At 65.0% G+C, this 12,746-nt stretch carries 14 protein-coding genes; 6 read left to right on the plus strand and 8 right to left on the minus strand.

Features of this window, described 5'->3' with window-relative positions; translation table 11 throughout:
- The first annotated feature begins 272 nt into the window (after positions 1 to 272).
- Positions 273 to 1,067, plus strand: a complete 795-nt coding sequence (gene speD, locus VQ067_RS03470; protein ID WP_003085223.1) for an adenosylmethionine decarboxylase — start codon at positions 273 to 275, stop codon at positions 1,065 to 1,067.
- A 54-nt stretch (positions 1,068 to 1,121) separates the two neighbouring features.
- Here speD and coq7 read toward each other — a convergent pair whose 3' ends face one another.
- Positions 1,122 to 1,769 carry a 2-polyprenyl-3-methyl-6-methoxy-1,4-benzoquinone monooxygenase gene (gene coq7, locus VQ067_RS03475; protein ID WP_003085224.1) on the minus strand — a complete coding sequence of 216 codons (648 nt, stop codon included), beginning with the start codon at positions 1,767 to 1,769 and terminating at the stop codon, positions 1,122 to 1,124.
- A gap of 99 nt (positions 1,770 to 1,868) precedes the next feature.
- Positions 1,869 to 2,207: a histidine triad nucleotide-binding protein gene (locus VQ067_RS03480; protein WP_003085225.1), complete on the minus strand. Its 339-nt coding sequence runs from the start codon at positions 2,205 to 2,207 to the stop codon at positions 1,869 to 1,871.
- A 78-nt stretch (positions 2,208 to 2,285) separates the two neighbouring features.
- Here VQ067_RS03480 and VQ067_RS03485 point away from each other — a divergent pair, with 78 nt between their 5' ends.
- Positions 2,286 to 3,767, plus strand: a complete 1,482-nt coding sequence (locus tag VQ067_RS03485) for an AAA family ATPase (RefSeq protein WP_003121853.1) — start codon at positions 2,286 to 2,288, stop codon at positions 3,765 to 3,767.
- A 39-nt stretch (positions 3,768 to 3,806) separates the two neighbouring features.
- Here the strand turns inward: VQ067_RS03485 and VQ067_RS03490 are convergent, their stop codons facing one another.
- The 4 genes from VQ067_RS03490 to hemJ all read right to left on the minus strand — a co-directional run bounded on the left by VQ067_RS03490 (position 3,807) and on the right by hemJ (position 7,231).
- Complete coding sequence (locus VQ067_RS03490; RefSeq protein ID WP_003085237.1) at positions 3,807 to 4,607, minus strand: SDR family NAD(P)-dependent oxidoreductase; 801 nt, start codon at positions 4,605 to 4,607, stop codon at positions 3,807 to 3,809.
- 60 nt (positions 4,608 to 4,667) lie between these two features.
- On the minus strand, positions 4,668 to 5,702 hold the full coding sequence (locus tag VQ067_RS03495) for a DUF805 domain-containing protein (RefSeq protein WP_317951670.1): 1,035 nt from the start codon (positions 5,700 to 5,702) through the stop codon (positions 4,668 to 4,670).
- 121 nt (positions 5,703 to 5,823) lie between these two features.
- Complete coding sequence (locus VQ067_RS03500) at positions 5,824 to 6,792, minus strand: NAD(P)H-dependent flavin oxidoreductase (RefSeq protein WP_023095158.1); 969 nt, start codon at positions 6,790 to 6,792, stop codon at positions 5,824 to 5,826.
- Between the two features lie 16 nt (positions 6,793 to 6,808).
- Positions 6,809 to 7,231: a protoporphyrinogen oxidase HemJ gene (gene hemJ, locus VQ067_RS03505; protein WP_003085245.1), complete on the minus strand. Its 423-nt coding sequence runs from the start codon at positions 7,229 to 7,231 to the stop codon at positions 6,809 to 6,811.
- A gap of 290 nt (positions 7,232 to 7,521) precedes the next feature.
- Between hemJ and argC the strand changes: the two genes are divergently transcribed.
- The 4 genes from argC (at position 7,522) to erpA (ending at position 10,126) form a co-directional block, all read left to right on the plus strand.
- Complete coding sequence (gene argC / locus VQ067_RS03510) at positions 7,522 to 8,556, plus strand: N-acetyl-gamma-glutamyl-phosphate reductase (protein WP_033990563.1); 1,035 nt, start codon at positions 7,522 to 7,524, stop codon at positions 8,554 to 8,556.
- Positions 8,556 to 9,275, plus strand: coding sequence for a DUF6776 family protein (locus tag VQ067_RS03515; RefSeq protein WP_003085249.1), 720 nt, complete (start codon positions 8,556 to 8,558; stop codon positions 9,273 to 9,275). Before argC ends, VQ067_RS03515 begins: the two co-directional genes overlap by 1 nt.
- Complete coding sequence (locus VQ067_RS03520) at positions 9,276 to 9,698, plus strand: bactofilin family protein (RefSeq protein ID WP_003120826.1); 423 nt, start codon at positions 9,276 to 9,278, stop codon at positions 9,696 to 9,698.
- Between the two features lie 77 nt (positions 9,699 to 9,775).
- Complete coding sequence (erpA, locus tag VQ067_RS03525; RefSeq protein WP_003085254.1) at positions 9,776 to 10,126, plus strand: iron-sulfur cluster insertion protein ErpA; 351 nt, start codon at positions 9,776 to 9,778, stop codon at positions 10,124 to 10,126.
- Between the two features lie 53 nt (positions 10,127 to 10,179).
- On the opposite strand, the gene VQ067_RS03530 is transcribed toward erpA, so the two are convergent.
- Both VQ067_RS03530 and VQ067_RS03535 read right to left on the minus strand, forming a co-directional pair.
- Positions 10,180 to 11,271, minus strand: coding sequence for an anhydro-N-acetylmuramic acid kinase (locus tag VQ067_RS03530; protein WP_017148741.1), 1,092 nt, complete (start codon positions 11,269 to 11,271; stop codon positions 10,180 to 10,182).
- Positions 11,272 to 11,273: 2 nt separating this feature from the next.
- On the minus strand, positions 11,274 to 12,713 hold the full coding sequence (locus VQ067_RS03535) for a peptidoglycan DD-metalloendopeptidase family protein (RefSeq protein ID WP_445324201.1): 1,440 nt from the start codon (positions 12,711 to 12,713) through the stop codon (positions 11,274 to 11,276).
- Positions 12,714 to 12,746: the final 33 nt, after the last annotated feature.

Here is a 12,746-nt window from a genome sequence, read left to right on the forward strand (position 1 = left end):
TGATTGGCTCTGCATAATGCGCCCCTTTTTTCGTGCCGCGCGATTCCGTCGGGCGGCCGTTCAGTTCGGAAGATTCTTCCGCTCTGATAGACGTTTCCCGAGCCATCCCGGTCGGGTGACCAATGGCGCCAGCCGGCGCCCGTGCAACTCAACAAACCACAATCGCCATCGCGAAGAGGTGTTAACCGTCCTACGCAGGTGCGTCGTTCGCATCTGACGGGCATGCCCCAACCCTGCGGCAGAGCCGCAAGCAACCGAGAGAGTTCCCCACGGTGAAAAGCAAACTCAAGCTCCACGGGTTCAACAACCTGACGAAGACCTTGAGCTTCAACATCTACGACATCTGCTACGCCGAGACGCCCGAAGACCTCCAGGCCTACGTGCAGTACATCGACGAAGAGTATGACGCGGAGCGTCTGACGCAGATTCTTACCGATGTTGTCGACATCATCGGCGCCAATATCCTGAACATCGCGCGTCAGGACTACGACCCCCAGGGCGCCAGCGTGACCATCCTGATCTCCGAGCAGCCGGTCACTCCGACCGACAGCCAGATCGAAGAGTCCCCGGGCCCGCTGCCGGACACCATCCTGGCGCACCTGGACAAGAGCCACATCACCGTGCATACCTACCCGGAAATCCATCCGGTGGACGGCATCGCGACCTTCCGCGTGGACATCGATGTGTCCACCTGCGGAGTGATCTCCCCGCTGAAGGCCCTGAACTACCTGATCCACCAGTTCGACTCGGACATCGTCACGGTCGACTATCGGGTCCGCGGCTTCACCCGCGACATCGAGGGGCGCAAGCATTTCATCGACCACGAGATCAACTCGATCCAGAACTATCTCTCCGACGACACGCGCGAGGCCTACCAGATGACCGACGTGAACGTGTACCAGGAGAACCTGTTCCACACCAAGATGCTGCTCAAGGACTTCGAACTGGAGAACTACCTGTTCGGCGACGCTACCCGGACGCTCTCGACGGAGCAGCGCGAGCAGGTCACGGAACGGCTCAAGCACGAAATGCTGGAGATCTTCTACGCGCGCAACATGCCGCGCTGATCGCACACGAGAAAGAAAAAGCCCGCTTCGAGCGGGCTTTTTCATGCGTGCGATTCAGATGCGGTAGGTGCTCTTGGTCATCACCTTCGCCAGCAGGCTCATGCCCAGCTTCACCGGTGCCGGGAAGCGCAGGCCGCCGGCGGCCAGGGCGTTGCTCGAATGCTGTTCCTCGTCGATACGCATCTGCTCGAGGATGGCACGGGATTTCCGATCCTCCTGGGGAATCTGCGCCAGGTGTTCGTCCAGATGCTTGCACACCTGGTCTTCGGTGGCGGCGACGAAGCCCAGGCTGACCCGGTCGCTGACCAGCCCGGCGGCGGCACCGACGCCGAAGGACAGGCCGTAGAAGATCGGATTGAGGACGCTGGGACGGCTGCCCAACTGGCGGATGCGTTGCTCGCACCAGGCCAGGTGGTCGATCTCCTCCTCGGCGGCTTCCTCCATCGCCTCGCGGACCTCGGGCAGCTTGGCGGTCAGCGACTGGCCCTGGTACAGCGCCTGGGCGCAGACCTCGCCGGTGTGGTTGATGCGCATCAGGCCGGCGATATGGCGGGTGTCTTCCTCGCTCAGTTCGCCATCGGGTTCCACGATGGCCGGCGACGGTCGCGCCGGCTGGCCGCTGAACGGCAGCAGGGTGCGCAGGGCGGAGTCGGCCTGCAGCAGGAAACGGTCGATGGGCGAATAGTGGCGGTCGGCGGACATGGCTCACCTCCGGAAACGAAAGATCGCACCAGTTTACCGGAAGTGCGCTGATAGCAGGATGTTGCGGACGGGCTGCGATGTCGCAGCGCCAGCAGGGACTCAGCCCGGCGGCCAGTGCATCTGGCGTTGACCCAGCACGTGCATGTGGATGTGGTGCACGGTCTGCCCGCCAAGGTCGTTGCAGTTCATCACCACACGGAAGCCTTCCTCGCAGCCCTGCTCCCGGGCCAGGCGCTGGGCGGTGAAGAGGATATGGCCTGCCAGCGGCCGGTCTGCCTCGGTCAGGTGCTCGAGGGTGGGAATGTGCCTTTTCGGGATGACCAGGAAGTGCACCGGCGCCTGCGGGCCGATATCGTGAAACGCGACAACTTCTTCGTCTTCGTAGAACTTGCGCGCGGGAACTTCCCCCGCCACGATCTTGCAGAACAGACAGTCCATGGGCGATTCCTCCGGCCTCGGGTGCTTTCCCGAGTGTAGCGGTGCCCGTCGCGACCGCCCAAGCGTGAAGGAGCCGCAGTGAAGAACGACATACACGACCTCGGCCTGGTCCTGGATTCCCGGGTCAAGCTGATCCTGATCGAGTCCTGGGACGAGCCGAAGGTGATGGAAACCCTCACCGGCCTGGCGGTCAGGCGCGGCCTTGGCCTGTATGCCTGGTCGGTGACCGAGGGCGTGCAGCGCCTGGGCTTCGGCGGCGAGCCGCTGGGCGGGGAGGAGAGCCGCGACCCGGTCGCGGCGTTGCGCTTGATCAAGCACGATCAGCAGGCGAATCTCTACGTGCTCTGCGACCTGCATCCTTTCCTTGGCGACAGCCCGACCCTGGTGCGCCTGCTCAAGGAAATCGCCATGGCCGAAGGCAATCATCGACCGACCGTGGTGCTGGTGTCCCATGCGCTGAAGCTGCCGGCCGAAGTGCAGCGCTTCGCCGCGCGGTTCTCGCTGTCCCTGCCCAGCGAGGACGAACTGCTCGGCATCGTCCGCGAGGAAGCGACGCGCTGGAGCGAGCGCAACCGTGGTGCCCGCGTGCGCACCGACAACCGCACCCTGCAGCAGGTGGTGAAGAACCTGCGTGGGCTCAGCCATGCCGAGGCGCGGCTGCTGGCGCGCAACGTGATCTGCAACGATGGGGCGATCACCCAGGAGGACCTGCCCGAGCTGAACCGCACCAAGTTCCAGCTACTCGACCTGGAGGGCGTGCTGAGCTTCGAGTACGACACCGCGCGCTTCGCCGAGGTCGGCGGGCTTGCCGCGCTCAAGCGCTGGCTCGGCGAGCGTCAGTCGGCGTTCCTCGCCGGCAAGCCTGGCGACCAGCCGAAGGGCATGATGCTGGTCGGCGTGCAGGGCGCCGGCAAGAGCCTGGCGGCCAAGGCGGTGGCCGGCCTCTGGGGCTTGCCGTTGCTGCGTCTGGATTTCGCCTGTCTCTACAACAAGTACTTCGGCGAAACCGAGCGCAACCTGCGCGAGGCGCTGCGCCTGGCCGAACAGATGGCGCCCTGCGTGCTGTGGATGGATGAAGTGGAGAAGGGCATTTCTGGCGGCGACCAGGACAACGGCGTCAGTCAGCGCGTGCTGGGTACCCTGCTGACCTGGATGGCCGAGCGCGAGGCGCCGGTCTTCATGGTCGCCACCGCGAACGCTATCGACCGCCTGCCGCCCGAACTGATCCGCAAGGGACGCTTCGACGAATTGTTCTTCGTCGACCTGCCGACGCCGGAGGTTCGCGCCGAGATCTTCCGCATCCATCTGCAACGCCGCGAGCTGGAGCCGGCACAGTTCGACCTCCTTCTGCTGGCGGCTGCCAGCGAGGGTTTCAGCGGGGCGGAGATCGAGCAGGCGGTGGTGGCGGCACTGTACGCCGGGCAGGCGCGACAGCAGGCGGTGGATCAGGAGCTGTTGCTCAGGGAGCTGTCGCGAACCTCGCCGCTGTCGGTGCTGATGGCGGAAAAGCTCGCCGCGCTGCGGACCTGGGCCAAGGGGCGGGCGGTGCCGGCAGACTGAGCCGACGGCTAACCTCGTTGCCCTGCGAGGAGAGGCCGATCAACCCCGTGGGACGGAGGGTACCGCCGAGGCGTTGATCCGCGCGGCGAGTCGGCGCACCAGCCAGCGTGGCGCCAGGCGTGGGCTCAGCGCCAGCAGGCGATTGCGCCAACCGGGGACGATCAGGGCGCGGTTCTTGTCCAGCCCGCGCAGGGCCAGCAGCGCGACTTCCTCCGGGGTCATCATCAGCTTGCTCCGGTCGAGCCTGCCGAGCCGCATCCCGGCTTCCCGGAAGAATGCCGTACGGGTTGGCCCAGGGCACAGCACCGAGACCTTGACGCCGCGCCCTTTCAGTTCTTCCCGCAAGCCTTCCGAGAAGTGCAGGACGTAGGCCTTGCTGGCGTAGTAGTTGCTCATCCAGGCGCCGGGCTGGAAGGCGGCCACCGAGGCGATATTGAGTATCTGGCCACCGCCCTGCGCCGCCATGCGGGCGCCGAGGGAGTGGCAAAGGCGGGCCAGGGCCAGGATGTTGAGTTCGATCAGCTCCTGTTCCCGCGCCCATTCCTGGTCGATGAAGGGGCCGGAGGTACCGATCCCGGCATTGTTAACCAGCAGGTCGATCTGTCGTTCGCCCTGTTCCAGTTCGTGCAACAACCCTGACAGTTGCAGCGGCTCGGAAAGATCGCAGGTGCGGAACAGCACTTCCACGCCGAAACGCTGCGCCAGCTCATAGGCGATGCTCTCCAGCGCGTCGCGCTGGCGCGCCACCAGGATCAGGGCGCGACCGCGCCGGGCCAGGGCTTCGGCTAGGGCCAGACCGATACCGCTGGAAGCGCCGGTGATCAGGGCATAACGGGGCATTCGAGACTTCTCCGAAACGGACGGGGAATTGGACCCCGCCCGTCGCGAGGGGTTGCGTGGCTACTGTTGGTCGTCGTCTTCCATGGCCTCTGCCGCCGCCGTGGCGGCTTCATCGGCTTCGGCCGCCGCTGCGGCGGCCTGCTCGTCCGTGGTGTACGGGGCGGCTGGAGCGCTGGCGCCGCCGTCATAGTTCGCGCGCTCCAGGTAACCCTGGTAGGACGGCAGGGCGATGGCGGCGATGATACCGACTATCGGCAGCAGGATGATCAGACTGGCCAGGACTTTCACCCCGGTGCTGCCGGGCAGGACCAGCATCAGGATGCCGAACACGCTGCCGACGAAGGGGACGAAGTTGAGCAGCCAGAGCCAGCCCGACCAGCCGAGGTCATGCAGGCGCTGCACGCCGATCATCACGGCAATGACGATGAAGGCGATCGAGGCCAGGGCGGTGACGGCCACGCCGACGGTTTCGCCGAGCAGGAAGCCCAGGCCCATGATGACCAGGAAGCACAGCGTCATCGCCATCGACCAGCCGAGATAGCGCAGGCGTCCGATCCGGCCGTTGGTGGTGAACACGTTCAGCTCGCCGAACTCGGGGAGGGCTTCGCCGACCTGGGCGCTGGGTGGTGTGTAGGGAGACGCGCCCGCGGCCGCGGAGGCCGCAGGCGCGGCGTTTTCGCCGAGCTGCGCCTGGCGCGCCAGGTACTTCTCGATGATGATGCCGCAAGCCGAACATTCCGCTCCGCTGGGCTGTTCATGGCCGCATTTCGGGCAAGTCATGGGAGGCAGGTCTTGCGCTGGGGTTTCCTCCGCGACCTGGGGGTTGTGATCGGGCGTTTCCACCAGGCTCAGGCTGGCCGCCAGGTCGACTTCCTTGTAGGCATTGGCGCCGGCCTGGCGCAGGGCGGTCAGGTAACGCTCCGCCTCGGCCTCTGGAAGTTCGCGTTTCAGCACCACCGGGCGACCGCCGAAGAGGGCGTCGATCTTGCCCGGTTCGCTCTTGAACAGGCGGGCGAGATTGTCCTTCACGGTTTCGAGCGATGCGTCGGGCATCAGCTCGCCGGAGAAGACGATCTTGAAGCGTTGGTCGGTCATGCAGGCATCCTTGTCAGCTGGGGTGAGAGAAATGCAGCCGACAGCCTAATCGGCGGCCTTGGCGCCCACAAGCGCGAGATGAGAACTCCCGCACAAGCCGGGGCGCCGTGACCCGGCGGTTTCAGCGCGGCCAGCGGTTGGCCAGGCTATCCATGTTCCGCAGGGCGTCTCGATATTCCCGGTCGAGGCGGGCGACCAACTCGTCGACGCCGGGCAAGTCGTCTATGTTGCCCGCGCCCTGGCCGGCGGACCACACGGTCTTCCAGGCCTTGGCCTCGTCGTTCACCGGCTTGAGTTTCTCGCCGTAGTTCATGTCTGCCTTGTCGGTCAGGCGCTTCAGATCGTAGCCGGCGGCCTCCAGGCTTTGCCGCATGAAGCTGGCCGGTACGCCGGACACCGCCGGGGTGTGCACGATGTCGGCGGCGCGTACCTCCAGGATCATCTGCTTGTAGGCGTCGGAGGCATTGCTCTCGCGGGTGGCGATGAAGCGGGTGCCGAGATAGGCCAGGTCGGCGCCGAGCATCTGTGCGGCGAGAATCTCGTGGCCGTGGTTGATGCAGCCGGCCAGCAGCAGAGTCTTGTCGAAGAACTGGCGGATTTCCGCGACCAGCGCGAAAGGGCTCCAGGTCCCGGCGTGGCCGCCCGCGCCGGCCGCCACCGCGATCAGGCCGTCGACCCCGGCCTCGGCGGCCTTTTCGGCGTGGCGGCGGGTGGTGACGTCGTGGAATACCAGGCCGCCGTAGCTATGCACAGCGTCTACCACTTCGCGCACTGCGCCGAGGCTGGTGATGACGATCGGTACGCGGTGCTCGACGCAGATCCGCAGGTCGGCCTGCAACCGCGGATTGGTGTTGTGGACGATCAGGTTCACCGCATAGGGCGCGGGATTGTCCAGCGCTTGCAGGCCGGCCCCGATTTCCTCCAGCCAACCCTCGAAGCCGCTGCTCTCGCGCTGGTTGAGCGCCGGGAAGCTGCCGACGATGCCGCTGCGGCAGCAGGCCAGCACCAACTGCGGGTTGGATACCAGGAACATCGGCGCGGCCACCATCGGCAGTCGCAGGCGTTGGTCGAGCAGGGCGGGCAAGGACATGGACAGGACTCCTGGGTCAGAAAGGTTTGAGCACCACCAGTAGGACGATCAGCAGCAGGAACAGTACAGGCACTTCGTTGAACCAGCGGTAGAACACATGGCTACGCCCCGGCTCGCCGCGGGCGAAGCGCTTGAGCATGGCGCCGCAGGCGTGGTGGTAGCCGATCAGCAGGACCACCAGGGTCAGCTTGGCGTGCAGCCAGCCTTGGCTCAGCCAGCCGGGGGTGAGATAGAGCATCCAGAGGCCAAGGACCAGGGTGGCGAGCATCGAGGGCATCATGATCCCCCGGTAGAGCTTGCGCTCCATGACGCAGAAGCGTTCCCGGCTGGTCTGGTCCTCGCTCATGGCGTGGTAGACGAACAGGCGCGGCAGGTAGAACAGGCCGGCGAACCAGCAGACTACGGCGATGATATGGAAGGCTTTGAGCCACAGGTACATCAGGACATCCTCTTGATCACGGTGCCCCGATAGTAGAGGGATGGCTGGAACGCGTCACCCTGGCGGCTTGCCGCTGTCTGATTTGCCGGCAGATATGGCCGCATAACAGGTAGGAACATTCGGATAGGGCCTCGCAGCAATTTCTGCCCGACGACCCCGGGGGCTAGACTGCCGACCGAAGGGCCGAACCGGTCGCAAAGCCGGACGCCCAGCGCTGTTCATGCCGGCGCTCGGCTCTTATCATTGGCCTCTTTTGGCTAGCTTGCCTCAGCGCGCGGAGTGATGGACAGATGATCAAGGTCGGCATCGTTGGCGGTACGGGTTATACGGGCGTGGAACTGCTGCGCCTGCTGGCGCAGCATCCGCAGGCCCGGGTGGAAGTGATCACTTCGCGTTCCGAGGCGGGGGTGAAGGTCGCCGACATGTACCCGAACCTGCGAGGTCATTATGACGATCTGCAGTTCAGCGTGCCGGACGCGCAGCGCCTCGGCGCCTGCGACGTGGTGTTCTTCGCCACGCCGCACGGTGTGGCGCACGCGCTGGCTGGCGAACTGCTGGACGCCGGGACCCGGGTCATCGATCTGTCCGCTGACTTCCGCCTGGCGGACGCCGAGGAGTGGGCGCGCTGGTACGGCCAGCCGCATGGCGCTCCGGCGCTGCTCGACGAGGCTGTCTACGGCCTGCCGGAAGTGAACCGCGAGAAGATCCGCCAGGCCCGCCTGATCGCCGTGCCGGGCTGCTACCCGACCGCGACCCAACTGGGCCTGATCCCGCTGCTGGAAGCCGGCCTGGCCGACGCCTCGCGGCTGATCGCCGATTGCAAGTCCGGGGTCAGCGGCGCCGGTCGGGGCGCCAAGGTTGGCTCGCTGTTCTGCGAGGCGGGCGAAAGCATGATGGCCTACGCGGTCAAAGGGCATCGGCATCTCCCGGAAATCAGCCAGGGCCTGCGCCGGGCCTCCGGCGGCGACGTCGGGCTGACGTTCGTACCGCACCTGACGCCAATGATCCGCGGTATCCATGCAACCCTCTATGCCCATGTCGCGGATCGCTCGGTCGACCTCCAGGCGCTGTTCGTGAAGCGCTACGCCGACGAACCCTTCGTCGACGTGATGCCGGCCGGCAGCCATCCGGAGACCCGTAGCGTGCGTGGCGCCAATGTCTGCCGAATCGCCGTGCATCGCCCCCAGGGCGGCGACCTGGTGGTGGTGCTGTCGGTGATCGACAACCTGGTCAAGGGCGCCTCGGGTCAGGCGCTCCAGAACATGAACATCCTGTTCGGGCTGGACGAGCGCCTGGGCCTCTCGCATGCGGCCCTGCTCCCCTGATGTCCGGCTGGGAACTCCAGTTCCGTGATCCACGGCGGGCCTGGCTGGTCCGCCTCGGGGTGGGTGCGCTGCTGCTGGCGGTTCCGCTGGCGTTTCTCGGCGGTCGCTGGTCGACCGGGGCGGACGCCGCTCGCAGCGAGGCCGATGCGCAACGCCAGGAAACCCTGATCGGCGAGCAGAAGGCCGAGCTGGAGCGCCTGCGTACCGAAATCGAGGTGTTGCGCAGCGGAGAACGCCTCAGCCAGCAGGCCACCGAACAGAGCCGGCAGACCATCAAGCTGCTTGAGGACCAGGTGTTCAAGCAGCAACAGGACATCGCGTTCTACAAGGGGGTAGTCGCGCCGGCCAGCAAGGCGGATGCGCTGGAAATCCGTGCCTTTGAGGTGCAGGGCACGGACGACCCGCAGCGCTTCCGCTATAAGGTGATGCTCAGCCGCCTGGGCAGGGACGACCGCAAGCTGGATGGGCGGCTGAAAGTCCGCATCAGCGGCAAGCTGGCGCGCAAGGACGCTACCTACGACCTCGAACAGCTCTCGCCGGAACTGGGCAAGACAGGGCTGTCGATTTCCCTCCGGCATTTCCAGTCGATCCCAGAAGGGGGGCGTTTCGCCGAGCTGGAGCTGCCGAAGAACTTCATCCCGAAGCTGATCGACGTACGTGCGGAGCTGAATGGCCAGTCCAAACCGCTACAGCGCCGTTTCGATTGGCCGAAGCAGTGAGTGAGCATTATGTGGAGCAAGAACAAAGGCCGGGCCGACGTCCAGCGTTTCACCGGGCAGACCAGCCTGATCGCCAGCGGCGCCGAACTGGTCGGTGACATGAACCTCAAGGGCGCGGTGCAGATCGACGGCACCGTCCGCGGAGCGTTGCAGGCGCACGAAGGGCTGGTGCGGGTCAGCGCCGGCGGTCGAGTCGATGGCGAAATCCGGGCCCCCCATGTGATCATCGACGGTCAGGTGGATGGCGACATCCATGCCATCGAACGCCTGGAGCTGGGGGCCCAGGCCCGGGTGAAGGGCAATCTTCACTATGGGCTGATCGAAACCGCCATGGGGGCCCAGATCGAGGGCCGCCTGTGCCCGATGACCGAGGCCAGTCCGCGCCCGCTGGAACTGCCTGCCAGCGTGGAAACTGTGGATTAGTTGACCATTTTTCTGGGACAAGAGGATAATGGGCGTAATGTTGTAACGCACGGCCTCAAGCCGGGAGATTCGGAAACATGAGCATCGAGACCTTCACCCCTACGCCCCTGCTCTTTACCCCAGGCGCAGCCAACAAGGTGAAGACGTTGATTGACGAAGAGGGCAATCCTCGCCTGAAACTGCGTGTATTCGTCACCGGCGGCGGTTGCTCGGGCTTCCAGTATGGCTTCACCTTCGACGAAGATATCGCCGATGACGATACCGTGATCGAGCGCGATGGCGTGGGCCTGGTGGTGGACCCGATGAGCTTCCAGTACCTGGCGGGTTCGGAAGTCGACTACCAGGAAGGCCTGGAAGGTTCGAGGTTCGTCATCAAGAACCCGAACGCCGCCACGACTTGCGGTTGCGGACAGTCGTTCTCGATCTGACGTCGATGGGGCCACTACGAAAACGCCGCGCTTATATGCGCGGCGTTTTCGTTTCAGGCGGGATACAGCGCGCCCAGAGTCCTGGGACCGAGCGCACCGGTCACATCAGGGCAGTTGCCGGGCAGACGCTCGAGAAACCGATGGGCTAGCCAGGCGAATGCCATGCCCTCCATCCAGGCAGGGGGAATGCCGTATTCGTCGGTACTGGCGACCCGAGCTTCGGGCATCAGCAGGGCCAGGCGCCTCATCAGCGCCGTATTGAAGGCGCCGCCGCCGCATACCAGCACCTCTTCGCAGTCCGGCTGGGCGTCCAGCAGCGATTCGCTGATGCTGCGCGCGCTCAGCTCCAGCAGGGTTGCCTGGATATCCGCTGCCGGCAAGGCAGGTTGACGAGCCAGGTGCTCCTGCAGCCAGGGCAGGTTGAAGCGCTCGCGCCCGGTACTCTTGGGGCCACGCGCGGCGAAGAATTCATCCGCCAGCAGGCTTGCCAGCAGTGCGTGGTTCATCTGGCCGCTGGCGGCCCACGCACCGTCCCGGTCGAAATGTTCACCGCGCTGGTGATGAATCCAGGCGTCCATCAGCACGTTGCCCGGGCCGCAGTCGAAGCCGCGTACCGGCTTTCCGGGGCTGAGCAGCGAAACGTTGCTGAAGCCACCGATGTTCAGGACCGCCCTGGAGGCGTCATCATCGCCAAACAGCGCCTGATGGAAGGCCGGTACCAGCGGGGCGCCCTGGCCGCCGGCTGCGACGTCGCGGCGGCGGAAGTCGGCGACGACATCGATGCCGGTCAGCTCCGCCAGCAGGGCGGGGTTGCCGATCTGCACCGTGAAGTGGCGAGCGGGTTCATGCCGGATGGTTTGACCATGACTGCCGATGGCACGGACTTCGTCGGGGCTCATCTGCTGCTGGAGCAGCAGTTCGCGCACGCCCTGTGCTGCAAGGGCGACCCAGCGTTGCTCGACTTCGGCGGCGCGGGCGATTTCATCGGGACCGGGGACGCACAGGGCGAGGATGTCTTCGCGCAGCCCGGCCGGCATGGGTAGGTAATGGGAAGCGAGCAAGGTGGTGCGATCACCTTGCTCGATCAGGACGATGTCCATGCCGTCCAGGCTGGTTCCGGACATCAACCCCAGGTAGCGCGGCACGATCAGCGCTGCTTGTTCAGGGCCAGGAGGGTTTTCTTCTCCTGATCCATGCGCGCGATCATCGGCTGGGTCTGCGCCATGAAGCGCTTGCGATCTGCGCCACCGAGCGGGTCCGCCATGGGCAGCTTGGCGCTCAGCGGATCGACGTGACGGCCATTGATCTGGAACTCGTAGTGCAGGTGCGGGCCGGTGGCCAGGCCCGTCATGCCTACGTAACCGATGATCTGGCCCTGCTTCACGCTGGTACCGGCGCGGATACCCTTGGCGAAGCGGCTCATGTGTCCGTAGATGGTCCGATAGCGCTGGCCGTGCTGGATCACCACGGCGTTGCCGTAGCCCCCCTTGCGTCCGGCCTCGAGGATCTCGCCGTCTCCGGTGGCCTTGATCGGTGTGCCGATGGGGGCAGCGTAGTCGACGCCCTTGTGCGCGCGGATCTTGTTCAGGATCGGGTGGCGGCGGCCCAGGGAGAAGCGCGAGCTGATACGGGCGAAATCCACCGGCGTACGGATGAATGCCTTGCGCATGCTGGAGCCGTCGGCGCGGTAGTAGCTGGTATTGCCCTGCTTGTTGGTATAGCGCACGGCGGTGTAGGTCTTGCCACGGTTGACGAAGCGGGCGGCGAGGATATTGCCGGTCGCCACTTGCTTGCCGTTGACCTTGTGTTGTTCGTAGATCACGTCGAACTCGTCGCCTTCACGCAGATCGAGGGCGAAGTCGATGTCGTAGCCGAAGATGTTCGACAGCGACGTGACCAGGTTATAGGGCAGGCCGGCGTTACGACCGGCAACGAACAGCGAGCTGGTGATGCGGCCATGGGCATAGGCGGTATGCAGGTCGATCTGGGCCTTCTCGCGTTTGAAGGAGTAGCCCTTGTCGGTCTTGTCCAGGCCGATGGTCTCGAGTTCGCTCTGCTTGACTCGCAGCGCCTGCAGCTCTCCTTTGGGGTCGAGCTTGAGCTTGACCTCCTGGCCGACCTTCAGATGGGTGAAGCGCTTGGCATCCTTGCTGCTGGTCAGCATGTCGTGCATGGCCGAGGTGGAAAGGCCTGCCTTGGTGAATACGGTCGACAGCGTATCGCCACTGGCGACGGTGATGGTCTTCCACTCGGGATCGACGGGCTTGGTGTCGGCAGCGGCTACAGATGCGCCCGGCTTGTCCGAGTCTTGCTCGGCGGTGTTGTCGTCGGAGGCGCCTTCTACCTGAGCGAAAGGCGTGCCTTCGTCGCTGGAATTGGTGACCGATTGCGGCAGGAGGTCGTCTTTCTCCTGAAGGAGGCGATCGGTGTTGCTTTCAAGCTCCAGATTGAGCGTGGTCCTCTTGGCCTCGACTTCGCTCGAGGGGAACACCAGTAGTGCCAAACTGAGGAGCGCTGCAACACCGCTGGCGGCCAACAAGTGGCTTTTCGGGTAATACGGCGGCGCTTTCTGATCGGATTGCGTCATGGCGTGATTGGTGTTTTTGGATTGTGAATAAAT

Source organism: Pseudomonas sp. KBN12P06040 (genome assembly GCF_037574965.1).
Taxonomy (GTDB): Bacteria; Pseudomonadota; Gammaproteobacteria; order Pseudomonadales; family Pseudomonadaceae; genus Pseudomonas; species Pseudomonas aeruginosa.

Bases quoted from the DNA above. Each gene is read 5' to 3' on its own strand.
- coq7 (WP_003085224.1), bottom strand. From the start codon at position 1,769: ATGTCCGCCGACCGCCACTATTCGCCCATCGACCGTTTCCTGCTGCAG.
- VQ067_RS03480 (WP_003085225.1), bottom strand. From the start codon at position 2,207: ATGGACTGTCTGTTCTGCAAGATCGTGGCGGGGGAAGTTCCCGCGCGC.
- VQ067_RS03490 (WP_003085237.1), bottom strand. From the start codon at position 4,607: ATGCCCCGTTATGCCCTGATCACCGGCGCTTCCAGCGGTATCGGTCTG.
- VQ067_RS03495 (WP_317951670.1), bottom strand. From the start codon at position 5,702: ATGACCGACCAACGCTTCAAGATCGTCTTCTCCGGCGAGCTGATGCCC.
- VQ067_RS03500 (WP_023095158.1), bottom strand. From the start codon at position 6,792: ATGTCCTTGCCCGCCCTGCTCGACCAACGCCTGCGACTGCCGATGGTG.
- hemJ (WP_003085245.1), bottom strand. From the start codon at position 7,231: ATGTACCTGTGGCTCAAAGCCTTCCATATCATCGCCGTAGTCTGCTGG.
- argC (WP_033990563.1), top strand. From the start codon at position 7,522: ATGATCAAGGTCGGCATCGTTGGCGGTACGGGTTATACGGGCGTGGAA.
- VQ067_RS03515 (WP_003085249.1), top strand. From the start codon at position 8,556: ATGTCCGGCTGGGAACTCCAGTTCCGTGATCCACGGCGGGCCTGGCTG.
- erpA (WP_003085254.1), top strand. From the start codon at position 9,776: ATGAGCATCGAGACCTTCACCCCTACGCCCCTGCTCTTTACCCCAGGC.
- VQ067_RS03535 (WP_445324201.1), bottom strand. From the start codon at position 12,713: ATGACGCAATCCGATCAGAAAGCGCCGCCGTATTACCCGAAAAGCCAC.